Raw genomic sequence first — 23,783 nt, 5'->3', positions numbered from 1 at the left:
ATTTATTACTGTACATCAAAAAGTCATTTTATTGTTTGTTACCGTCTTCAATTATATCTAGATGACCTGTATTCGGATCAATAATTAAACCGTGGACAGGCACGTCTTTTACCATTAAAGGGTGATTACGAATTGTATCGACACTTTTCTTAACACTTGTTGCTACATCACCGAAACCTCGTAAAAAATCCTTTAAATCAAAACCGGAATATTCCAACATTTTGATGGTTTCTGGATCAATGCCTCGCTTCACCATTTCACTTAGCATGGCATCAGGATCAACCGCACTCATACCACAGTCATAATGTCCCACGACATACACTTCATCGGCTTGTAGGCCGTAGACAGCAACTAATAAACTACGCATAACTGCACCGAAAGGATGGCTCACTAACGCACCAGCACTTTTCACTATTTTTACATCGCCATTACGCAAATTCATCGCTTTTGGTAAAAGCTCTACAAGACGAGTATCCATACAAGATAAAACAACAATACGTTTATCAGGATATTTCGTAGTGATGAATGGTTCATATTTTTTTTCTTGTACAAACTCTTTGTTAAATTCTAGAATATCTTGTAACATTGTCATGAATATTGCTCCCTTCCTTACAAAAAATATTGTAGAGCAAAATTTTCAATATGCAAACAATAAAGACTTTATTCAGATAATTTTTACAATAAAGGAGCAGTTTCATACGCTTTAGTAGATTAAATAACTTGTAAGCTATAAAAAAACAGCTACCTATATAGTAGCTGTTTTTTACACATTAAAATTTTTCGTTTGGCTTTGGATCTACAGTTACTGAAGACTTGCTATCTAAACCAACTTGTAGGTAGTGGATGAAGAATCCTGTTGAAATTAATAAAACTGCTGAAAAGCCAAGAACAGTTGTAATGAACATTATTAGAGCTCCTCTCTACTTAAATGATCTACTAAATTTCCCTAAAACAATTATACAATAGGTTACTAGGAAAATCTAAGGATAATTTATGACAACCTTAACATACTTAGCCTAGAATACTATTAGTAGGAATGGATTATTTAGAATGCCCAATTTCCATTGCGGAATATTGGGTCTATTTGATCATCCTGTGTTATTCCATCTATATTCATGTTGCTCGAGCCGATCATAAAGTCTACATGTGTCAAACTTTGGTTAAGTCCATGCGCACTTAGCTCCTCAGTAGTCATTTCTTTACCATCCTCAATGCAAAAGGCATAGGCACTACCAATGGCTAAATGATTGGATGCATTTTCATCAAACAATGTATTGTAAAATAATAAGTTCGATTGTGAAATAGGTGATTTATGTGGTACTAATGCTACTTCCCCAAGGTAATGAGCACCTTCATCCGTTTCAATAAGGGAAGCTAAAATTTCTTGGCCTTGCTCCGCCTTGACGTCAATGATCCGACCATCTTTAAATGTTAATGTGAAATTGTCTATAATATTGCCGCCATAGCTTAAAGGCTTAGTGCTTGTTACATAACCATTAACACCTGTTCTTAAAGGTGCTGTAAAAATTTCTTCAGTTGGCATATTGGCCATAAATGTTTGGCCCTGTGTGCTAATACTACTACCGCCTGCCCACACATGATGTGGAGGCAGTTCAATTGTTAGATCCGTACCTGGAGCAGTATAGTGTAGTGTCTTAAATTGCTTTGCATTTAAATAATCAGCTTTGCTATGTAATTCCTGATCATGGGCATGCCAAGCTTCAACAGAGTTATCAACGTCAATACGTGTTGCTGCAAAGATAGCTTCCCACAATGCATCTATTTGTTGTTCTTCTGGTAAGTGAGGAAATACTTTTGCTGCCCAAGCCTTAGAAGGTGCAGCAATGACTGACCAGCTAAATTTATCTGCCTGTAGCCACTGATAATAGTTTGCAAGTGCTTGACCAGATGCTTTTTGGAATGTCATGATTCTATCACGTTCAATTCCTTTTAATAAATCTGGATTTTGAGAACTAATGCTTAAGAAAGCAGCACCGTGTTCAGCTAACCATTCACGTTCCTGCACTTTCCAAGGTGGGAAGAAATCAAATGAGTCTTTTGGTGCTCCTTCATAGCGAGCACGTACAAGTTCATCATCGGATATATCGACAAAAACTTGTTTTGCACCATTTTTATAGGCTATTTTAGTAATTATTTGTGCGAGTTTTAGATTATCAGTCGAACAGCTTATATAAAGATACTGATCTTTTTGGATATTTACTCCTACTTTCACCGCTAACTCTGCATATTTTAGTAATTTTGTGTCCAACGATAATAACAAAATCATATCCCCTTTCAATTTAAGACAGTTAAGTGTAATATTCTTAATTCAATATAATCAAAAATGGTCGAAATGTGAATAAAAAGCATTAATTACATCGAAAAATATATGAAATACATTTATACTAGGATTATATATTTAAAATATGGAAAAAAAGACGAAATAACATTAGATAGTAGATTTGGAGGTTCTAGAATGGATAAGTCGTCGATTATAGGGTTAATACTTGCTTTAGTAGCATTATTAACAGGGATGGTAATGAAGGGTGTTAGTTTATCTGCATTTTATAACCCTGCAGCTATCCTAATTATCATTTTTGGTACTATTTCCGCAGTAACAATTGCCTTTCCGATGCAGGAGTTAAAGCGTGTACCAAAGCTATTTAAAATTCTTTTTAAAGAAACAAAATTAGCGAATGATATAGAGATTATTAAAATGTTTTCACAATGGGCTGACTTAGCTCGTCGTGAAGGGTTATTAGCGCTTGAAAGTAAAGCCTCAGAAATTGAAGACCCATTTTTGAAAAATGGTCTTACATTAGCAATTGATGGTCAAAATGCTGACTACATACGTGATGTTCTAACGGAAGAAGTAGAAGCGATGGAAGAGCGTCATACTAGTGGAGCAGCTATTTTTACACAAGCAGGTACATATGCACCTACTTTAGGGGTTCTTGGTGCAGTAGTAGGGTTAATCGCCGCATTGGCTGATATGAACGATATCGAAAAGCTAGGACATGCTATTTCAGCTGCCTTCATGGCTACATTACTCGGTATCTTTACAGGGTATGTTTTATGGCATCCATTTGCGAACAAGCTAAAGCGTAAGTCTGCTTTAGAGGTAAAACAAAAGAGAATGATGATTGAGGGTATCCTTTCAGTATTAGAAGGGGAGGCTCCTCGTGTAATTGAACAGAAACTTTCATCATACCTAACGATGGAAGAACGTCGTCAAATTTCTGGTGAAAGCGGGGCGGGTGGCCTTGGCAAAGAAAGCTAAGAAAAAAAAGCATGATGAACATATTGATGAATCTTGGTTAGTTCCATACGCAGATATTTTAACTTTACTGCTAGCCGTGTTTATTATTTTGTTTGCCTCAAGTTCAGTCGACCAAGAAAAGCTAGAAAGAATGTCGGCAGTTTTTAATCAAGTATTTGATGGTGGAACTAGTTTTCTAGAGCAACCTGCACCAGTGCCTACTCCGAATGCGGATAGCGACCAAACGCCACAGCAAAACTCCGCCTATTTAAAGGATCAACAGGAGTTAGCTGAAATAAAAGATAGTGTGGATAATTTTATTGCAGTCAATGAAATGGAAGATCAATTCGCCACAGAAATGACCGATGAAGGGCTGCTTGTGACAATCCGTGATAGTATTTTATTTGATCCAGGGCAAGCAACAGTTAAACCTGAGTATGTCCCTATTGCCAAAGAGCTATCAACTATGCTGGAATCTGATCCAGCTCGAAATATTGTCATTACAGGTCATACAGATAATGTACCAGCAGGTCCGAATTTTACATCGAATTTTCAGTTATCTGTAATGCGTGCAACGAAATTTTTAGAACTGCTTATTGAAAGTAATGACCAATTAGATCCTACACGCTTTAGTGCAAAAGGAAACGGCGAGTATCGTGCGATCGCACCGAATGACACAGCGGAAGGACGTGCGAAGAATCGTCGTGTAGAAGTATTAATTCAACCATTAGTTACTGAGGATGGTTCAGAAACTTAGAGTACAGTAATAAAAAAGCTATTAGCAGCAGACAAATGTCTTTCGCTAATAGCTTTTCATTTTACCTATTTACGTAAAGATCCTAACTCAGCAACAATCGCTTGCATTTCACTTGGACTAAAAGTTTCTCTTTTCATAACCATTTCATATAAATACACTAAATCTTCATAATTGGCTTCATCGAAGTTTTCTGATTTCATCGCATCGACATTCACCATGCGAAGCTTGTCCTTCATTTGATCGACCATATACACAACGTTTTCTTTAGATGGAACAGATAAATCCATTTTTTACCCTACCTTTCATAATCCTCGCACATATCATTTCATTGAATAAAAAAAATGTCAACTCCGTATTTGGGCATTGCTTTAAAAATAGACTGTTATTGGGTAGAATAAGTGCAGTAGACTGTTTATTTATGAAATAATAGGGAATATGCAACTATACAAGCAGGGGGTTTTAATATGGGTCAAAGTAAATTATTCGCATCTATTGTAGCAGGAGCAGCAGTAGGAGCAGCATTAAGTATGTTAGATCGTGCTACACGTGAAAAAACAATTGCCTCAACAAAAAAGATGAAGGAAGCCATCTCATACTATGCAGCAAATCGAGAAGAATTGCAGGTTTTGGTTGAGGAAAAAGTATTAGCGGCAAAGGTGCTTTGTGAAAGCGTGTCAGATAATGTCAACACAATTGCCGAAAAGGTGGATGAATTTAAGGATTTACCTTCCACGATACAGGGAATGATTGAAGATACGAAATCAGCCTTTACTTTACCTGATAAGGAGTAAAGGTCGTTTTAGGAGGAATTGTATGGAAAAGAATAAAGCAACATTGCATAACGCTTTTGGGTTTGTAAAATCGTTTGTCTCTCCAGAGGAGGGAGCGATTGATATTATGACATCCAAGGGCTTTATCCAAGATTTAATAGGTCGGCTCAAGCGAGTTGAAATATCTGCGCTTGCTGCACAATTGGCTTATTTCTTTTTACTATCGTTCTTCCCCTTACTTATTTTCTTAGTGACACTACTACCATATCTTAACTTAGAAACGACACAGGTCTATGCATTTTTAGTGAATGTACTACCTGATGAAGTGTATAAGCTTATTGAAAATACACTGAATGAGATTTTAACGAATCGAAACAGTAGTTTATTGTCCATTGGGGTTCTTGGTACAATTTGGTCTGCATCTAAAGGCATTAATGCACTCATTCGTTCTTTAAATAAAGCCTACGATACAGAGGGGAGAGCAGGTATATTAGATAGGGGCTTATCATTAGTTTTTACAATCGCCCTCGTCATTGTTATTGCTGTTGCTCTCTTATTACCCGTCTTCGGACAGCAAATTGGACATTTCCTATTCTCAATCGTCGGAATAGAGGAGCAATTTGAATCTGTCTGGCATAGATTAAGATGGTCGATACCGCCATTACTGATTTTTGTTGTTTTAATGGGCATCTATTGGTTTGTGCCAAATACCAGTCCACGTTTGAAAGTAATGGGCGTATGGCCAGGGGCGATGTTTGCTACACTTGCTTGGTTAGCAGTCACATATGGTTTCTCTTTTTATATTAATAATTTTGCAAATTATTCTGCTACATATGGTAGTATTGGTGGCGTCATTATTTTAATGCTCTGGCTATACTTTACGGGAATCATTTTAATCTTTGGTGGCGTATTAAACGCTACCATGCAGAAAAGAGCACTTCAAAAGGAAATTCGTCGATAAGGAAATAATAAGCATTAACAAAAGCCTCGCTAAACTCATAAAGAGTAGCGAGGCTATTTTAAATGCACCAATTGTTCAATGGGTGTTTACACAACGACTGAAACAATATTGAAGCCCCAGCGGATGTCACAGATTTTTTCGAGCAAGCTCTAAAAAAATTAGGACGCAATTACGCTGAGGCATGATTGATGTTAAACATTTTTATTGAGCATACGTAAACCATTTAGAATAACTAGTATTGTACTCCCTTCATGCCCGATTACGCCTAAAGGTAAGTCGACTACTTGTAAAAAGTTAGAGGCAATTAATAACATAATGATCCCAATAGAGAAGAAAATATTTTGTTTCACAATACGTTGCATTTTACGTGATAAACGAACAGCATAGGCGATTTTCGATAAGTCATTTTTCATCAGCACAACATCGGCTGTTTCTAGCGCAACGTCTGTTCCTTCACCCATAGCAATGCCAGTAGTTGCCGTAGCCAATGCAGGGGCATCATTAATACCATCGCCTACCATGCCAACGAATTGATGCTGTGTAAGTAGGCGTTTCATTTCAGTAACCTTCGTTTCAGGCAGACATTCTGCGACATATTCAGTAACGCCAGCTTCCTGCGCAATAACTTTGGCCGTTTTTTCGTTGTCACCTGTAAGCATCACTACTTGAATACCAAGCTCTTTTAATAATGTTATAGCTTTCTTAGCCTCGTTGCGTACAGTATCTTTTAGCGCTGTTAATGCAACAATCCCATGTTGATCCCGAATGAAAATAACTGTTTTGCCCTCGGCTGCAAGTTTTGTAGCCGCATTGTTGGCAAAATCACTAGCAAGCTGTGCACCAACAAACTCTGGTTTACCTACTTGATAAGCTTCATTATGAATCGTTCCTTTTATCCCCCAGCCAGGAATATCTTCAATCGTTGCTTGTGGCAATGCGTGGATTCCCTCAGCCTTAGCATACGAGGTAATAGCTTGGGCAAGGGGGTGATTGGATTGAGATTCGATTCCTGCAAGAATTGCTAAAGCCATATCACGCTCTACGCCATCTCGGACAATAAAATCTGTAACAACTGGTTTGCCTTGAGTTAAAGTACCTGTTTTATCGACAGCCAAGGCACGTAATACACTAAGATGCTCTAAATGTAAACCACCTTTAAACAGCACACCATTTTTTGCACCATTTGATATAGTAGCGAGTGTGGCAGGCATAATGGATGCTACGAGTGCACAAGGAGAAGCAACCACTAATAACACCATTGCTCGGTAAAATGTTGTTGTCCAGTCCCAGCCAAGCAAGAAGTGGGGAAGAAACATCATAATGGCAACACCTAGTAAAACAAATTTTACATAGGTCCCTTCAAACTTTTCGATGAATTGTTGAGAGGGAGATTTTTCACTTTGAGCACTTTGGACGAGCTGTATAATTTTTTGGAAAAGTGTTTCTGAATTCGCCTTTGTCATTTCCATTGTAATTGCACCATTTAAGTTTACTGTGCCCGCAAATACTTCGTCCCCTTCGCTTTTTGAGATAGGCAGTGGCTCTCCACTTATAGCTGATTCATCAATGGACGACTGGCCTTTGAAAATAATACCATCTGCTGGAATACGTTCACCTGGTTTAATCAATAAATGATCACCGATTTGTAATGTGGACACTGACACCTTCATAGGCTCAAATCCACCACGCACTAACCAAGCTTCTTCTGGCTGTAAATTCATAAGGGCTGATATTTCGCGATGACTTTTATTCATCGCATATGTTTCTAGTGCACCACTTACCGCAAAAATAAATATAAGGATAGCGCCCTCTGTCCAATAGCCTATTGCTGCTGAACCAATCGCCGCTAATACCATCAACAGCTCAACATTTAGCTTTCGTTCTTCTATCGTTTCTTCAATACCTTCTTTTGCTTTCGCGAAACCACCCACGCAAAAGGCAATTAAATACAGTAGAACAGAAGCCGTTGTTTGTCCACCTGTGTCTAAACGCCATGCAAGTAAGATGAAAATACCGGCCATCAATGCAGCGATTAATTCTGCATGTTCTTTTATTTTCTCAATTAAATTTATATTTTCTCGATTAGAGTATTCCATTCATATCCCTCCTGATAATGAAAATCAATATCAAAACCTTTATTAAATAACATTTTATAGAGATGTTCAATTGAAAATGGATTTCATTTACCATCTCTTTTATTTAGAATTATTATAACAAAGGAATTTGTAAAAATAAAGTAGGAAGTTTGAAGGAGATTAAAACAATTTGAAAAAGACTTTTAAATAGAAAAAGGCACAGTCTATTCACTAGGAATATTCTGTGCCTTACAAAATTGTGCAATAAAATGGGTTACTGCTACCTATTATTTAATTAGAAAACTCTTTCCGCATGCAAAGCAAGCTTTTCTAATGATGATTTATCCACATCTGCATGTAGTGAGTTACCATGTGAGTCCATTGTTACAACTGCTGTAAAGTTTTCAACATTTAAGTGCCACATAGCTTCAGGAATACCAAATTCCATTAAATCAACACCATCAACGCCTTTAATGCAGTCTGCATAGTACTGAGCTGCTCCACCGATTGCATTCAAGTAAACGCCACCATGTTCATTAAGCGCTTTTAATGTTTTTGGTCCCATTCCACCTTTACCAATGACAGCACGGATACCGAATTTTTTCATGATATCTCCTTGATAAGGCTCCTCACGAATAGAAGTAGTTGGACCAGCAGCTTTTACTGTCCAATTGTCTTCTTCATCCTTAGCCATTACAGGTCCACAGTGATAAATAACTTGTCCATTTAAATCAACTGGTGCATCGTGGCTCATTAAATGGTGGTGGATGGCGTCACGGCCAGTATACATACGACCAGTAATAGAAACGACATCACCAACTTTTAGTGAACGAATCTGTTCTTCAGTAATTGGCGCAGTAAGCTCGACTACATCTGTAGTTGTATCTTCTGTTGTAGCAGCTACTTCATTTTCTTTGAAGGTAATTTTTTCACCTTCTTGGTAGTGCCAGTTCATAATTTCGCCAGTTTGAGGATCGATGTCCACAGCCATACGACGGTAAGCCCAACAATTATACGCTACTGATACATAGAAAGAAGCAGGGATACGGTGCATTACGCCGATTTTACATCCTAGTAATGTTGCTTCACCACCGAAGCCCATTGTACCGATACCAAATGTGTTAGCTGTTTTAACTACATACTCTTCTAATTTTGCAAGATCAGCATTTGGATTTGTATCTTCAACATGACGGAATAATTGCTCTTTTGCTAAATCATAGCCAGAAGAACGGTCTCCACCAATACCTACACCAATGAAACCAGCAGAACAGCCTTGACCTTGAGCTTGGTAAACAGAATGTAAAATACATTTACGAATACCATCTAAGTCACGACCTGCACGACCAAGACCTTCTAATTCACATGGTAAACTGTACTGAATGTTTTTGTTTTCACAGCCGCCACCTTTTAGAATTAACTTAATTGTAATGTAATCTTTTTCCCATTGCTCAAATTTCATTACTGGCAAACCATCTCCAAGGTTGTTCCCACTGTTTGCACCAGATAATGAATCCACCGCATTTGGACGTAATTTAGCATCTGCAGTTGTATCATTGATTGCTTTTTTGATTGCAGCTTTAATTTCTAATTGGTTTACGCCAACAGGAGTATAGATTTTGAAAGTTGGTAATCCTGTATCCTGGCAAATTGGTGACACGTTATCTTCTGCCATAATAATATTATTCGCGATTGTGTCTAAGCTCATTGCTGCACGTGTACCAGCATTCTCAGCTTCTTTTGCTTTTTTAATAGCACGACGTACATCCTTAGGTAAATTCGTAGATGTTTCAGTAATTAAATCGTAAAGACTTTTCTCCAAAGTTTGTAGATTCATTGGTATTGCCCCCCATAGAAAAATTGATTATTTCCACGTTACATTATACTCTTTTCAACTAATGAAAAAAAGAGTCCTTATTTGGTAGGAGAGTATTGATTTTATAGAACGTTTGTTCTAAAATGAGGATAAATCCATTATTAGGAGGAACTTGTATGGCTGCTAAAACATTACTTGAAATACCAGAAGCGTTTGAACAATATAGACCGTTAATAGAAGGAACAGTGAAGCCTGTTGTATTGGTTGATACGAAGATAAGTAAAACATCTTTGTTTCAAAGTAAGTTTGCAGGAGATCCTTATTTTCCGTTGGCGATGGAATATCCAAAAAATACGAAGGGACAACCGTTAAAGCTATTAGCTCAAATTAACTTTGCAGAGGTACCAAAGCACCTACCCCATTTCCCAGAAGAGGGAATACTGCAGTTTTATATTGATGGTTATGACGATGTTTTAGGAATGGATTTTGATAATGGGCAAAATCAAGAAGGCTTTCGTGTAATTTTCCATGAACAAATTACGCAAGATGAAGCACAGCTTATTCAAGACTTTTCATTTGTAGAAATAGATGATGAGGAACTATATTTTCCCGTGGAGCGTGAAATGGCATTATCCTTTAAGGCAGATGTTGAACCGATGTCGATTGATGATTTTAGAAGCAATGACATGTACGCAAGTATCTTAACAGCTTTGGAGAATGACGAGGCATTAGAAGACGGCTTTTATGATGCTATGACTGGTGATGGTCATAAAATAGGGGGATATCCATTCTTTACGCAAGAAGATCCACGAGCATACGGTGATTATACAGATTCAATCATTATGCTGTTACAGATAGATAGTATCGGCGATAATATTCTTTGGGGCGATTGTGGTGTAGGCAATTTCTTTATCACAGAGGAAGAGTTAATCAATAAAGATTTTAGCAAGGTACTTTATAATTGGGATTGCCATTAAAAAACAAGCGAGCACACGATGCTCGCTTGTTTATTATTCATTATTGTTCACGAGCATGAAACTGCTCCATTTTGTCCTCTAAATCATCCATCATTTGGATTAAGCGATCAATATCTTCTAACTCAGCTGTTTCAGGGTCAAGGGCATCTAATACTTCTAAAAACATCTCAAGACGCTCTTTTAAATAGGTTACTTGCTGCTCTTTATCAGTGATTGGCTTTGACATTCGTACACCTCATTTCATCCCTTTCATCGTAGCTGATTTGAGCTTAAATTTCAATGTTTAGGTAAACACCTAGGACTAAAAGATTAATTTCAAAAAACAATAGACAGAATATTTACAATATTGAAGATGTATGTTAAAGTTGTTTTAAGATAAAGTAAAGGAGCTGATCGAAAAAAAGTCATTTGCAACGCTAACTCGAAAAGGAGGGAGTTTAAACAAGTACTCGGTAATACTCAAAAGCCGAAATTCGTGTTTATACAATTAAATGAGGATAAGTATTAGTTAGGCCTTAGCGTAAAATCACATGTGGTGAGCGCTAAGGCTTTTTGGTATGCTGTTCTTTGGAAGAATGACTTGATGTTGGAGGAAAAAATGACGTACTTCTCAGATTACTGCAAAAAAAGATTTACCATTTTAGTATTAATTGTATCCATATCAGGCTTTTCACAAGGAATGCTATTACCGCTTATTTCGATAATATTTGAACGAGATGGGGTATCCTCTGCATTGAATGGCTTGAATGCAACTGGCTTATACATAGGAACATTACTAATTTCACCATTTATCGAGCAGCCCTTACGCAGGTGGGGCTATAAACCGATTATTTTAATTGGTGGAGCACTAGTTTTTGCGTCTTTACTTGCATTTCCTTTATGGAAAAGTGTGACTTTTTGGTTTGTCCTTCGTTTATTAATTGGTGTTGGCGATCATGCCCTGCATTATGCAACACAAACATGGATTACAAGTACAGCAGATCATAAAAGCTTAGGGAAGGGAATGGCCATCTATGGCTTGTCATTTAGCATAGGTTTTGCCGTTGGACCACTGATGGTGAAGCTAATTGAAATTGCTGAAGCCCTACCGTTTATCGTATCTTCGATTATGTGCCTATTTGCATGGTCCTTTGTATTTTTCTTACAAAATGAAAAGCCTGAGCGTTTAACAGGTGACTTAAATGCCAGAGGATGGCAACGGTATAAAATGGCTATCTTATTTGGGTGGATTGCCTTTTTAGGTCCTTTCGTTTACGGGTTTTTGGAATCTTCGTTAAATGCCTTATTCCCTGTTTATGCATTACGCAAAGGTTTTGAAGTCGGCATGATTCCTATCATTTTATCTGTGTTTACATTTGGTGGTATTTTAACGCAAGTGCCGCTTGGTGCACTAGGAGATAAAGTAGGGAGAAGGAATATTTTGATGATTGGGTCATTTGGTGGAGCAATTATGTTCGCGATTGCAAGCTTTTTAGAGCATTCACAATTCGCTGTGGCTGTCGCCTTTTTCTTAACGGGTACGCTAGTTGGCTCGATGTTTTCTTTAGGGATTACATTTATGGCTGATTTGACACCAAAGGAGCTACTGCCTACGGGGAATTTACTTTGTGGAATTGCTTTAAGTATTGGTAGTTTAACAGGGCCATTTTTAGGTGGGGTTTATTTAGAATATGTAAAAAATTATAGCTTCCTTTTACTAGTGGCAATGCTTTTGCTAGCTGTTGCAATAATTTTACTTATATTTGGACGCCAAAAGCATCAACAAACAACGATGGCAAAATAAAAAGAGCGGGGCTCATCTCCCGCTCAAAAAACAAAAAACGCCCAGCAAATCCGTGCTGTTATGGCGTTTTTTGGCGTAACAAGGATGTTCCGTCCAAGTTACATAGGTTTGGCACCTAGAAAGTTATTATACAGGCTTGTTCTAATGAAATCAATAAAAAAGAAAATGGGGAATTTTGGACATTATTCATCTTTCTATTTATAATGAAAGAACACTTGCTTAAAAAGGAGGTTTTATTATGACCGAAATAAAAAAGCTATCTATCCACCGTGCCTTAACAGAATTAAAGATGCTGAATCTACGAATTGAAGCAGCCACAAATGAGGTTAGCGCAGTCGTAGCTAATCGAAAAAGCAATCGTAGAATTAATGGTGTAGACATTCATGAATATGAAAAGCAAATGCAAGCATCCTATGATAAAGTAGTAGGCTTAATGAGCTATCGAAATAAAATAAAAGCGCTAGTTGTGCAGTCCAACGCAAACACGAAGGTGATGGTGGGCAAGGAGGAAATGACTGTAGCTGAGGCAATTGAGCGGAAACAATCCATTCAATACGAAAAGAATTTGCTAGAAATTATACAGCATCAGCACCGCTCAGCAATCAATACCGTTGCCAAAGAAAATGATGCATTACCTGGAAAACTGGAAACCTATTTAATTAACATATTGGGCAATAAAGATAAACAATCGCCAGAGGAAGTCAAATTACATACCGAAACATTTATGAAAAGAAATGAGTTTGAAATCATTGACCCCCTAAATGCCAAACAGCAAATAGAGAGATTGAGCAATCGGATTGAAGAATTTGAAACAGAGGTTGACGCTGTCTTATCAGAATCGAATGCTACAACCTTTATTGAAGTGCAAGTTTAACAAGATTTGCATGGCCTAGCGAAAATGGAAAACGAAAAGTCGCTCGCGCTTCAAGGCATGTGTGCGAGTTAAAACGTAAAACATGCCTTACACAAATGGTAACTTTCAACTAAACTGATTTGAAAGCTCAAAGGTGAAAGATGAAAGTACAAAGCTTACGTGTCAAAGTTCTTTTGATAAAAGCTGAAAGCTTAACATTTAAAAATCATTTAAATCCTGGGATATCGGTTAAGGTATCGACTTTTCTGGACCATCCATCATCCACCAGGCAGCTTGTGCTGTGCATTAGAAAAAGGACGTTTCCTAGGGAGACGTCCTTTTCATATCATTTGTTTTTTAAAACAAGTTTCGCCACGCATTCCACCTGCGCAGTCTGTGCGAACATATCGACTGGCTGAATATACTCAACATCATAAAGCTTCGCTAACTGTTGTAAGTCCTTTGCCAAAGTGGATGGGTTACAAGAGGTATAAACAAAACGCTTAGGTTTTAGTTTAAGGACTGTTCGAATAAATTCAGGTGCTAGTCCTGTGCGTGGTGGATCTACCGTAATCACATCTGGAGTAAATCCTTCCTTGCGCCATTTTGCTAGGACACTTTCCGCTGTACCAACCGCATATTTCGTATGCTTGAAGCCATGGTTGCGAGCATTTTTACGAGCATCCTGAATGCTTTCAGGAATGACATCCATTCCACGAACTTCTTTCGCTTGATCTGCTAACCATAGTCCAATTGTGCCAACGCCACAGTATGCATCAACTACTGTTTCTTTTCCTGTTAAAGCAGCAGCCTTTTTAATTTCATCATAAAGATGAACTGTTTGTGTTGGATTTAGTTGGAAGAAGGCGCGTGCTGATAAATCAAAAGCCAATTCGCCAAGCTCTTCATGAATTGTTTCTTTGCCATCAAGTACAATGGTTTCATCACCGAAGATTAATGATGTTTTTTCACGGTTAATATTTTGTGCAATGGATACAATACTTGGATCGATTTTTTTAATACGTGTAATCAATTCAGCTAAATGAGGGATTTCTTTTCGTGTTGTGACAAGAACGACTTGTGTCTCACCTGTACGAATCCCTGTACGTACAACAATCGTACGCACTAAACCATCTAGCGTACGACCATCGTAAATAGTGATATTTAGCTTTTGTAAAATTTTTCGAGTGGCTACGGTAATTTTAGAAGTAATGGGGTGCTGAACAAGACAATCATTAATGTTTAACAGCTTATTGCTTCCTTCAGCAAATAAACCTGCGTAAACACGCTTGCCTTCTTTACGCACTTGGAATTGGCTTTTATTACGGTAATGCCAAGGGTCATCCATACCAAGTGTTTTTCGCACTTCAATCGTTTCAACTAAAGGTTTGGCATAACGCTCTAATGCTTGCATAACAATGTCACGCTTTTCTATTAGCTGTTTGTCATATGTCATATGCTGAAGCTGGCAGCCGCCACAGTCATCGTACACTGGACAAGGTGCTTCCTGACGATGCTTTGAAGCTTTACGAATGGCTAAAATCTCTGCTTCAGCAAAATTACGCTGTGTTTTCGTTATTTGAGCTGTGATTTCTTCTCCAGGAATAGCTCCCTTTACAAATACCACATTACGTTTATAAAATCCTACACCTTCACCATTAATGCCTAGCCTTTTTATTGTGAGTGGGAATTTTTGTCCCACGGTCATTGTTGTTTGCTGTGTCAAACATTCCACGTCCCTGCTCTATAATGTCATCTCCCCATTATAACGAAGGAGCAGGCGATTGCAAAGCAACAGGGAAATCTTCATATTCTAATACTAAATCGTCAAGCGATAAGAAGGTATAACCCTGTTTTTTAGCTTCTGCAATAAACATTGGTAAAGCTTCTGCATTATCCTGTGCCACTGTATGCATTAAAATAACGGCACCTGGATGCAATTGTTCCATAAGTGCATTATAAGCATAATCTGCACCACGACGCTCATCCTTCATCCAATCCTTGAAGGCCACAGACCAGAAAATATGACGATAGCCTTCAGCATTGCCCACCTCTAACACTTTTGCATTAAAAATACCTTCAGGTGGACGAGCATATGTGGTACGATCGATGCCTGTCAGTTCACGTAACTTGCCATCAAACTTTCTCCATTCGGCACGTATGCCATCCTGTGAGAGTCGTGCCATATTAGGGTGACCATATGAGTGATTCCCAATGATATGACCATCCTTCACCATGCGTTTCACTAAATCGCTGGCACTGTCTAAGTAATGGCCTGTTAAAAAGAAAGTTGCAGGTACATTTTCTTTTTTCAATGTATCCAAAATACTTTCAGTAAAGCCGTTTTCATAGCCATTATCAAATGTTAAATAAGCAATTTTTTTATCTGCCTTCCCTTTATAAATCGCACCATATTTGTCGAGTAACTGATCGAGCTGTGCCCCTGCCTCTGCCTGTTCACCGTTTTTAGCTCGCTTAAAGCCCCAATGATGCTCATCAGAACCAGCAGCAAAATATGGATTAAAGCTAATTCCTGCGGCAATAATAAAAGTAGCAATTACCGCACCTACTATATGTTGTTTCCACATAAAAACGCATCCTTTCTTTTTCATTAGAATGCGTAATTAATAAAAAAATTATCCAACTTAATTTTTTCTAATCTTGAGCCTTTAACAAATTTTCAAGTGCTTGCTTTAAATAAGGGTATTTAAATATAAAATGTTGTTGTTCTAAAAGGGTTGGCAGCACATGTTGTCCTTCTAGTACAAGTGTGCTTTGTTCGCCGAGAGCACAACGCATCGCAAAGCTAGGAACAGGTAGCCAATGACGTCTGTCCATGACTTCTGCAATCGTTTGACCAAATTCCTTCATTCTCATCGGGTGCGGCGCTGTTATATTAAATGGACCGTGAATATTTTCATTTGTAATAGCGAAATAAATTGCACGTGCTACATCTTCAATATGTACCCATGAAAGCCACTGCTCTCCAGAACCAATCGTTCCACCTACATGCATTTGATAGGGCAATAGCATGGGTGGAAGTGCACCACTATCTCTCCCTAAGATGACACCAAAGCGTGCAAGAGCCACACGTATACCTAACGCTTCTGCTCGTTTCGCATGTCGTTCCCAATCATGAACAGTAGTGCCCAAAAAATCAGTTGCATAATCTGTAAAATCTTCATTATAGATGGCTTGAGTGGAAGTAGGATATATACCAACTGCACTAGCATTGACAAGTACTTTTGGCTTTATCGTGAGCATGTCCATTATGCGTACTAATTCCAATGTTGCATTCATTCGGCTCCAATAGATAGCTTTCTTTTGTTTTTTTGTCCAACGACCATTATTTAATGAAACACCTGCTAAATTCACAAAGGCATCCACATCTTCAAATATTGCCAAAGGTTGCTCGTGCTGCTGCAGCCATTGTACATAGTGAACGCCATTTTCTAGTTTTGACTCATGACGTGTTAAGACAAAAAGGTCATGTCCATTGTTCTGCAATAGCTTTATAAGTGCCTTTCCAACAAAGCCAGTGCCACCTGCAATAACGATTTTCATAACAAGCACCTCTTTTCTAATCGAATAAAAACGCTTCCTAATAAGTTTATCATGTAACAAGAAAGTAAACATCTTTAGGCATTAATTGCAGAGCATGAGAATTACTCGCGGAAGGGAAGTGAATACTCGCGAATGAAGGCAAAATACTCGCGCTAAATATCAGAAACCCCATAAAGAAATGCTATAATGACAATAGTGAGGTGTTTGCTATGCGTATGATTACGAAAATTGCACGTCAAAAAAACAATCCTGAACGCTATAATATCTATTTAAATGAAGAATATGCTTTTCCGGTTGATGAAGCCATTCTCATTCAGTTCGGTTTAACAAAGGGGAAGGTGCTCGATGAATTCGAAATCCAGGAGATTGCCTATGAAGATGAGATACGTAAGGCATTTAATAAGGGATTAAACTTTCTCTCTTATCAAATGCGAAGTGAGCATGAGGTAAAGAAAAAACTACTCACATTAGAATTTGGAGAAGCTGTGGTGTTAGAGGCAATCCAAAAGTTAAAATCCTATGGCTTTATTAATGATGAAAACTATTCGAAGGCATTACTTGATACTAAGAAAGCTACGATGAAAAAAGGACCAAGAGCCATTAGACAAGACTTGATTAAAAAGGGCATTGAGAAAAACTTGCAGGATGAGGTGCTTGCTACATATAGTTTTGAGGAACAATTAAAACTGGCAATGCAGTTAGCGGAGAAAATTATTCGCTCAGAGAATAAGAAAACGCCAACCCAAATAAAGACCAAAATCCAGGATTTTCTTTTAAGAAAAGGGTATGCATTTTCGATCGTGGAAGAGGTGCTTAGCCAAGTGGAGATAGCGCAGGATGATGACAACTGGCAGCAGTTGTTAGATACTCAAGGCGAAAAAGTTTGGAAAAAGTACGTATCGAAGTATACTGGTTATGAGCTAAAAATGAAGGTTAAACAGGCGCTCTATCAAAAGGGTTTTCCTATAGAAGTAATAGATTGTTTTATTGAAGAGAAGGAGAATGAAGAATGAGTGAAAAAAATTATGCAGCTATGTCTGAGCATGAACTGCGAGAGGAAATTGCTTTTCTAAAAGAGAAAGCTCGAAAGGCAGAACAGCTAGGAATTATCAATGAGTTTGCTGTTTATGAGCGCAAAGCTTTAATGGCTGCGGCTTATTTGGTGGATCTGAATACGATCGTTTCAGGAGAAATGTATCGTATTGATGGTTCAGATAATGAGTTTTTCCAAGTAGATTATTTAAAGGGACGTTTTGCTTGGGGACACCGTTTAGGCGGGGACAAGTACCAAGAGGCATTACCAGTATCTATCCTTTCCCCTGTAAAGGTGGGCAAATAAATGGATGAGAAAATTGAAAAATTAACAGCAGAGTTATTAGCAAAGAATCCACAGATGTCTGTTGGACGGGCACGGGTTTGGGTGGAATTGCTATGGAGTGACTTTGAATCAACTGCCGCAAAAGCAGGGTATGATTATCGTGGAGCAGCGTATACAGAAAATCTTGTTCGTCAATTAATTGCTAGCTACGGTGATAAATTACACGCATTTGCAGGACGTAATCCGAAGTATATACATTTACTAGATGCTAGTGATGATATGGCACAATAATAAAACCCTGACCAGTCTTGGTCAGGGTTTACTGCTTAATTACTTGCGCCAATTTGTAGTTTTCTCTGAAGCTTATCTTCTGTAAAGATCCAGCCTGTGTAAGACGTAACGATGTCATTATCATCATTTAAATGTGCAACAGCCACGAAAGGATAGCGATTGTCACTGCGGTAACGCAAATCGATTAGCCTTACTTCTATTAGGCCGTTTTCAAGCTCTGAAATCTCCCATCGGTACATTGGAGAGAAGGACACAAATGCAGCTAAGTTAGGATCTTTCATTGCGGCATCTATAAGCGCAGTTTTAGGTAAAGGCTTAATTTCGAATTTATCGTAAATATTAACAGTCCTTCCATATGCACGCCCAACGTAATAATGTGTTTTAGATTTGGCTGCGATACGCCAGTGGAAGAAGCGCATAGTAGGCGCTACAATGACATATTCTTCATCTTGAATAGTATGATGCACGGCATTTTTTACCGCTTTTTGAACGGCAAATCGTAAAATATAGTAAATCACGATAACCATATACATGATACTAAATGTCCATACTGGATTTGTACCGAATGCCCATAACACAATACCAACACAATGTAATGAAAAGATAATGGGATCGAAGGTATTAATGACACCTAACGCAACCCATTTTCTAGAGAATGGTCGAATTGCTTGCGTACCATACGCATTAAAAATATCAACAAAGACATGAAGACCAACAGCTAAAAATGTCCAAAGCCATAAATGAAACACATTTACGTCTTGCAAAATAAGTGATAAAACAATTGTAATTAAAATAGGCCAAATAGCTACAGCTGGTAGTGAATGTGTAATTCCTCTGTGATGTCGAATATAGATGGCGTTATTACGTAGTTTTAACACAGTGTCGACATCTGGAGCTTGTGAGCCAATAATTGTACCTGCCATTACTGCTGTAAAAGTCATTGAATGATCGGCTACTACAGGGTCGGCTAATGCAAGACCGCCAAGGGCTATACCCATAACGAAATGTGTACCTGAATCCAAAAATATCCACTCCTAGTATGCATTAAAATCGAGTACAATGTGCATACAACTTTATTTCGAAAATGATAAAAGGTATATTGAAATATTCTGACATTCGTGTAAAAGAGACGGTTTTTGTCGAGTATACACGAATATTCTTTTCTTTATTGTATACCCTTTTCATCATAAATTAAATCGTAAAAACAACGGAGGTCACTGTGAATTACCCATATGTAACAGAATTTCGACAATCTTTAGTCGACTGGTTTAACACGGAGAAACGTGATTTGCCGTGGAGACACACAACGGACCCTTATAAGATTTGGGTATCGGAAGTGATGCTGCAACAGACACGTGTCGACACAGTTATTCCTTATTACAATCGTTTTATGGAAAGTTTTCCAACATTAGATTTGCTGGCGGAAGCACCACAAGAATACTTATTAAAGCATTGGGAAGGTCTTGGCTATTATTCCCGTGCTCGCAATTTACAAGCAGGTGCTCGTGAGGTTTTAGAAAATTACGGCGGTATAGTACCTGACAATCGCCATGAAATATCTAAATTAAAAGGTGTTGGTCCCTATACTGCAGGCGCTATATTAAGTATTGCCTATAATAAGCCTGAACATGCAGTTGACGGTAATGTTATGCGAGTTCTCAGTAGGGTGCTTGATATACATGATGATATAGCTCTTCCAAAAACGAAGAAGATTTTTGAAGTGGCGGTTGAGGAACTAATTGATCCTCATCATGCTTCATCATTTAATCAAGGCTTAATGGAGCTGGGTGCACTTATTTGTACACCTACCTCTCCAAAATGTTTATTATGCCCAGTCAGAGAGTATTGCACGGCTTTTAATGAGGGAGAACCAGAAAAATTACCTGTCAAATCAAAAAAAACAAAAATGAAGCATCTCACATATGATGTACTCGTATATGAAAATGACAATGGACAATTTTTAATGCAACAACGTCCTGAGGAAGGCCTGCTAGCTAATCTATGGCAATTTCCCATGATGGAAACGAGCCAAATTTCAGCAGAAAACTATACAAAGGAATGTACAGAAAATGTACAGGCCAAACAGGAGCTGCTTACATTTAAACATGTTTTTTCACATTTAACTTGGCATATAAATAGCTATTATATAAAATGCGAATCCGCTGAACTGGGTGATTGGCTAAGTCGTGAGCAAATAGAACTTTTGCCGATGCCTGTTCCGATGCTAAAAATTTGGGAAGAAGTAAAAAAGCAAACAGCAGGAAAATAAAACCTTCTTAAAATAATCAATTCATGAGCATAAAAGTCGTCATCTCCGTACACAATAACTAGCGTGGAGGTGAATGAAGGATGAAAAAACAAAACAACCAAAATTTCCAACCGAATAAAAACATGCAACGTCAAAGTGAAGAGTTTGGTTATGAGACGGACGTAAATGAAGTGCAAAAGCAAAATGCGAAAGCAGAGCAAAAGAAAGCTCCAGCTTCAGGTCGTTTCTCTAAAACTAACCAAGATTTAGGTGAGTAACACTTTGTAACTGCATAATTGCATTTACCTCTAAGGGGCTGTCTTAAATCCGAAAAGATGAAAAAGACAGCCCCTTTCAAATTGTTCAGTTAAGTAAATCGTCAGCTGTAAAGGAAATCCTCTAGAAGTGGAATATTTGCGGAATTAACTAAAAAATCCCATCAAAGCTGACATTATAATAAAATTCGCTTATAATTGACTAAATTTTATACAAATTCAAAATAGCGTAGTGAAATTTGTGGTTTTCTAACTACACCTTTCGCGTACACATTGCTATAATATACTAGAGACTGCTAGATTTAGGTAGCATAGACGAAAAGGTGGGCTAACAAAATGGCATTACCGGTAGAAGGAGAAACGATACAAATACATAGTTATAAGCACAATGGCCGTATCCACCGTGTTTGGCAAGAAACGATGGTTTTAAAAGGAACGAAAAATATCGTAATCGGTGCGAATGAACGGACACTTGTGACAGAATCCGATGGTCGTACATGGCTAACGAGAGAGCCCTCTATTTGCTACTTCCATGCGGAACACTGGTTTAACATCATCTGTATGCTACGTGAAGACGGTGTGTATTATTATTGCAATCTAAGCTCACCATTTGTTTTCGATAATAATGCCATTAAATATATCGACTATGATTTAGATATTAAAGTTTTTCCTGACATGTCTTATACCCTTTTAGACGAGGATGAATATGAGCTCCATCGTAAGGAAATGTCTTATCCTGATGTCATAGATAAGATTTTAAAGCGCAATGTCGATAAATTAATAAGCTGGATTCAACAAAAAAGAGGACCATTTGCACCCGATTTCATCGATGTCTGGACAAATCGTTACAAGTTCCAGCTTGATATGCAGTCAGATGATCGTTAATGACACCTATTAGTTTAACTAATAGGTGTTTTTTTATTGGAGGGAATCAGAGAGCTGTAAAGGCAAATGTAAAATAGTTCGCTATAAAGTCATCATAACTGTATTCTAATCGAAATATTGCTATAATACTTAGGGCATTCATCATCGAATGCCTGTTTCTTTTTGTAAGGATGTGATGATAAATTGGGAAGCATAAAGCGATATATGCGCTTTGTAAAACCATATACATGGGAAATTATTTTAACGATTATCATTGGTATAGTAAAATTTGCTATTCCTTTATTCATTCCACTGCTCATTAAGATTGTATTGGACGACATTATTGCAGCAGATGACTTAACAGATGTAGAAAAAACAAGAGAGCTATTTTATTGGCTGGGTGGAACTATTATTGTGTTCTTTATTATCCGTCCACCTATTGAGTACTATCGACAATATTATGCACAACACGTTAGTAATAAGGTGCTGTTCGATATTCGTAAGGAGATTTATGCACATTTACAGCGCCTAAGCTTAAGATACTATGCCAATACACGTGCAGGTGATGTTATTTCAAGGGTTATTAATGATGTTGAGCAAACGAAGACCTTTGTTATGACGGGCTTAATGAATGTGTGGTTGGATCTTGCGACGATAGTAATTGCAATTGCCATTATGCTAACAATGGATGTGAAGCTAACACTAGTAGCGTTAATCGCATTTCCATTTTATGCATTCAGTGTGAAGTACTTTTTTGGAAAATTGAGGGATTTAACACGGAAACGTTCTCAAGCACTTGCAGGTGTACAAAGTTATTTACACGAACGTGTAGCTGGTATGAGCATTATTAAAAGCTTTACTTTAGAAAAGCATGAACAAAAATTGTTCGATTCAGCAAACGGCGAGTTTTTAGAAAAAGCACTTGATCAAACAAAGTGGAATGCAAAATCATTTGCTGTCGTAAATACAATCACGGATGTTGCACCATTGTTAGTGATAGCCTATGCGGGCTATCAAGTAATAAATGGGTCACTTTCAGTTGGAACAATGGTTGCTTTTATAGCTTATATTGAACGTCTGTATGGTCCACTTCGTCGTCTTGTTAGTTCTTCCACCACTTTAACACAGTCTATCGCTTCAATGGATCGAATGTTTGATTTAATAGACGAGCCTTATGAAGTGAAAGATAAGGACTACGCTCGTGAACTCCCACGCGCAAATGGAGCGGTTCGCTTTCACAATGTAGCCTTCCAATACGAAGAAACTGGTTCTCCTATTTTAAATGCTATCGATTTAACGATTAATCCCGGGGAGACTGTTGCCTTTGTAGGGATGAGTGGTGGTGGTAAGTCCACGATTATCAGTTTAATTCCTCGCTTTTACGATACAACAAGTGGGAAAGTGACCATTGATGGATATGATGTACGAGACGTCACTTTACATTCGTTACGATCGCAAATTGGTATTGTCCTGCAAGATAATATACTTTTTAGTGATTCTGTCAAAGAGAATATCTTAATGGGGAGACCAGATGCAACAGATGAACAGGTCATCGAAGCAGCGAAAGCAGCAAATGCCCATGACTTTATTATGAGTCTGCCTAATGGTTATGACACAAAGGTTGGAGAACGAGGAGTAAAGCTATCCGGCGGACAAAAACAACGGGTTGCCATTGCACGTGTGTTTTTAAAAAATCCACCGATTTTAATCCTTGATGAGGCTACTTCTGCGTTAGACTTAGAAAGTGAAGCACTGATACAAGAATCATTAGACAAACTTGCTCATGAACGAACGACTATTATTATTGCGCATCGTCTTTCTACAATTACCCATGCTGACAAAATTTTTGTCATCGATCATGGACAATTAATCGAAAGTGGAACACATGAGCAGTTAATGGACAGCCAAGGAACATATTGTAATTTATTCCAGGTGCAGCATTTGGATTGAAAATTAACGTAAATTCCACGATTTA

General features: G+C 37.9%; 25 protein-coding genes. 14 read left to right on the top strand and 11 right to left on the bottom strand.

The genetic code is table 11. From position 1 onward, the window contains the following. Positions 1-28: 28 nt before the first annotated feature. The 3 genes from ACEVFT_RS05595 to ACEVFT_RS05585 form a co-directional block, all read right to left on the bottom strand. Positions 29-592 carry a beta-class carbonic anhydrase gene (locus ACEVFT_RS05595; RefSeq protein ID WP_205445640.1) on the bottom strand — a complete coding sequence of 188 codons (564 nt, stop codon included), beginning with the start codon at positions 590-592 and terminating at the stop codon, positions 29-31. Between the two features lie 178 nt (positions 593-770). Next, complete coding sequence (locus ACEVFT_RS05590; RefSeq protein ID WP_004225590.1) at positions 771-905, bottom strand: hypothetical protein; 135 nt, start codon at positions 903-905, stop codon at positions 771-773. A 140-nt stretch (positions 906-1,045) separates the two neighbouring features. After that, the gene (locus ACEVFT_RS05585) at positions 1,046-2,287 is read right to left on the bottom strand and encodes an aminopeptidase (protein WP_393948632.1); all 1,242 of its coding nucleotides are present in this window, start codon (positions 2,285-2,287) and stop codon (positions 1,046-1,048) included. 189 nt (positions 2,288-2,476) lie between these two features. On the opposite strand from ACEVFT_RS05585, the gene motA reads away from it, so the two are divergent. Continuing rightward, the gene (motA, locus tag ACEVFT_RS05580; RefSeq protein ID WP_004225583.1) at positions 2,477-3,280 is read left to right on the top strand and encodes a flagellar motor stator protein MotA; all 804 of its coding nucleotides are present in this window, start codon (positions 2,477-2,479) and stop codon (positions 3,278-3,280) included. Then, entirely contained in the window at positions 3,264-4,016 is a 753-nt protein-coding gene (gene motB / locus ACEVFT_RS05575; protein WP_393948630.1) for a flagellar motor protein MotB, read from the top strand. Before motA ends, motB begins: the two co-directional genes overlap by 17 nt. 65 nt (positions 4,017-4,081) lie before the next feature. Here the strand turns inward: motB and ACEVFT_RS05570 are convergent, their stop codons facing one another. Then, positions 4,082-4,303, bottom strand: coding sequence for a DUF1128 domain-containing protein (locus ACEVFT_RS05570; protein ID WP_016995366.1), 222 nt, complete (start codon positions 4,301-4,303; stop codon positions 4,082-4,084). Between the two features lie 177 nt (positions 4,304-4,480). On the opposite strand from ACEVFT_RS05570, the gene ACEVFT_RS05565 reads away from it, so the two are divergent. Beyond that, entirely contained in the window at positions 4,481-4,807 is a 327-nt protein-coding gene (locus ACEVFT_RS05565; RefSeq protein ID WP_205445635.1) for a YtxH domain-containing protein, read from the top strand. Between the two features lie 22 nt (positions 4,808-4,829). Then, complete coding sequence (locus ACEVFT_RS05560; RefSeq protein ID WP_205445633.1) at positions 4,830-5,747, top strand: YihY/virulence factor BrkB family protein; 918 nt, start codon at positions 4,830-4,832, stop codon at positions 5,745-5,747. A 191-nt stretch (positions 5,748-5,938) separates the two neighbouring features. On the opposite strand, the gene ACEVFT_RS05555 is transcribed toward ACEVFT_RS05560, so the two are convergent. Next, complete coding sequence (locus tag ACEVFT_RS05555) at positions 5,939-7,843, bottom strand: heavy metal translocating P-type ATPase (RefSeq protein ID WP_393948628.1); 1,905 nt, start codon at positions 7,841-7,843, stop codon at positions 5,939-5,941. 274 nt (positions 7,844-8,117) lie between these two features. Beyond that, the gene (locus ACEVFT_RS05550) at positions 8,118-9,656 is read right to left on the bottom strand and encodes a fumarate hydratase (protein WP_205445631.1); all 1,539 of its coding nucleotides are present in this window, start codon (positions 9,654-9,656) and stop codon (positions 8,118-8,120) included. A 155-nt stretch (positions 9,657-9,811) separates the two neighbouring features. On the opposite strand from ACEVFT_RS05550, the gene ACEVFT_RS05545 reads away from it, so the two are divergent. Then, entirely contained in the window at positions 9,812-10,612 is an 801-nt protein-coding gene (locus ACEVFT_RS05545) for a YwqG family protein (RefSeq protein WP_342533453.1), read from the top strand. Between the two features lie 40 nt (positions 10,613-10,652). Here ACEVFT_RS05545 and ACEVFT_RS05540 read toward each other — a convergent pair whose 3' ends face one another. Next, positions 10,653-10,838, bottom strand: coding sequence for an SE1561 family protein (locus ACEVFT_RS05540; protein WP_016995373.1), 186 nt, complete (start codon positions 10,836-10,838; stop codon positions 10,653-10,655). Positions 10,839-11,210: 372 nt separating this feature from the next. Here ACEVFT_RS05540 and ACEVFT_RS05535 point away from each other — a divergent pair, with 372 nt between their 5' ends. Both ACEVFT_RS05535 and ACEVFT_RS05530 read left to right on the top strand, forming a co-directional pair. Next, complete coding sequence (locus tag ACEVFT_RS05535) at positions 11,211-12,395, top strand: MFS transporter (protein ID WP_393948624.1); 1,185 nt, start codon at positions 11,211-11,213, stop codon at positions 12,393-12,395. A gap of 238 nt (positions 12,396-12,633) precedes the next feature. Continuing rightward, complete coding sequence (locus tag ACEVFT_RS05530; RefSeq protein WP_393948622.1) at positions 12,634-13,269, top strand: hypothetical protein; 636 nt, start codon at positions 12,634-12,636, stop codon at positions 13,267-13,269. A 325-nt stretch (positions 13,270-13,594) separates the two neighbouring features. Here ACEVFT_RS05530 and rlmD read toward each other — a convergent pair whose 3' ends face one another. The 3 genes from rlmD to ACEVFT_RS05515 all read right to left on the bottom strand — a co-directional run bounded on the left by rlmD (position 13,595) and on the right by ACEVFT_RS05515 (position 16,812). Next, positions 13,595-14,974: a 23S rRNA (uracil(1939)-C(5))-methyltransferase RlmD gene (rlmD, locus tag ACEVFT_RS05525; protein ID WP_393948619.1), complete on the bottom strand. Its 1,380-nt coding sequence runs from the start codon at positions 14,972-14,974 to the stop codon at positions 13,595-13,597. A 37-nt stretch (positions 14,975-15,011) separates the two neighbouring features. Beyond that, positions 15,012-15,836 (bottom strand): polysaccharide deacetylase family protein, encoded by an 825-nt coding sequence (locus ACEVFT_RS05520; RefSeq protein WP_205445621.1) that lies wholly within the window; start codon positions 15,834-15,836, stop codon positions 15,012-15,014. A 67-nt stretch (positions 15,837-15,903) separates the two neighbouring features. Then, positions 15,904-16,812, bottom strand: coding sequence for a TIGR01777 family oxidoreductase (locus ACEVFT_RS05515; protein WP_205445619.1), 909 nt, complete (start codon positions 16,810-16,812; stop codon positions 15,904-15,906). 209 nt (positions 16,813-17,021) lie between these two features. On the opposite strand from ACEVFT_RS05515, the gene recX reads away from it, so the two are divergent. The 3 genes from recX to ACEVFT_RS05500 are packed head-to-tail and all read left to right on the top strand — an operon-like array spanning position 17,022 to position 18,421. Then, a complete protein-coding gene (recX, locus tag ACEVFT_RS05510) occupies positions 17,022-17,825 on the top strand; it encodes a recombination regulator RecX (RefSeq protein WP_205445617.1) in 804 nt (267 codons plus the stop codon). Then, positions 17,822-18,151: a YfhH family protein gene (locus tag ACEVFT_RS05505; protein WP_393948615.1), complete on the top strand. Its 330-nt coding sequence runs from the start codon at positions 17,822-17,824 to the stop codon at positions 18,149-18,151. The genes recX and ACEVFT_RS05505 overlap by 4 nt, the downstream gene beginning before the upstream one ends. After that, positions 18,152-18,421, top strand: coding sequence for a YfhJ family protein (locus ACEVFT_RS05500; RefSeq protein WP_205445613.1), 270 nt, complete (start codon positions 18,152-18,154; stop codon positions 18,419-18,421). It abuts the gene before it with no gap. Positions 18,422-18,456: 35 nt separating this feature from the next. Here the strand turns inward: ACEVFT_RS05500 and ACEVFT_RS05495 are convergent, their stop codons facing one another. Beyond that, a complete protein-coding gene (locus ACEVFT_RS05495) occupies positions 18,457-19,443 on the bottom strand; it encodes a metal-dependent hydrolase (RefSeq protein WP_205445612.1) in 987 nt (328 codons plus the stop codon). A gap of 197 nt (positions 19,444-19,640) precedes the next feature. Here ACEVFT_RS05495 and mutY point away from each other — a divergent pair, with 197 nt between their 5' ends. The 4 genes from mutY to ACEVFT_RS05475 all read left to right on the top strand — a co-directional run bounded on the left by mutY (position 19,641) and on the right by ACEVFT_RS05475 (position 23,758). Beyond that, complete coding sequence (mutY, locus tag ACEVFT_RS05490; RefSeq protein ID WP_205445610.1) at positions 19,641-20,690, top strand: A/G-specific adenine glycosylase; 1,050 nt, start codon at positions 19,641-19,643, stop codon at positions 20,688-20,690. Between the two features lie 80 nt (positions 20,691-20,770). Then, entirely contained in the window at positions 20,771-20,947 is a 177-nt protein-coding gene (locus tag ACEVFT_RS05485) for a gamma-type small acid-soluble spore protein (RefSeq protein WP_008173504.1), read from the top strand. A gap of 333 nt (positions 20,948-21,280) precedes the next feature. Then, positions 21,281-21,829 (top strand): nucleoside tri-diphosphate phosphatase, encoded by a 549-nt coding sequence (gene ntdP, locus ACEVFT_RS05480; RefSeq protein WP_205445608.1) that lies wholly within the window; start codon positions 21,281-21,283, stop codon positions 21,827-21,829. A 204-nt stretch (positions 21,830-22,033) separates the two neighbouring features. Then, a complete protein-coding gene (locus tag ACEVFT_RS05475; RefSeq protein WP_393948611.1) occupies positions 22,034-23,758 on the top strand; it encodes an ABC transporter ATP-binding protein in 1,725 nt (574 codons plus the stop codon). Positions 23,759-23,783 lie beyond the last annotated feature (25 nt).

Origin of the sequence: Lysinibacillus sp. PWR01, from assembly GCF_043359455.1 — a bacterium.
Taxonomy (GTDB): Bacteria; Bacillota; Bacilli; order Bacillales_A; family Planococcaceae; genus Lysinibacillus; species Lysinibacillus fusiformis_F.
The sequence above is the reverse complement of the archived record's forward strand: the minus strand, read 5'-3'. Positions and strand labels throughout refer to the sequence as shown.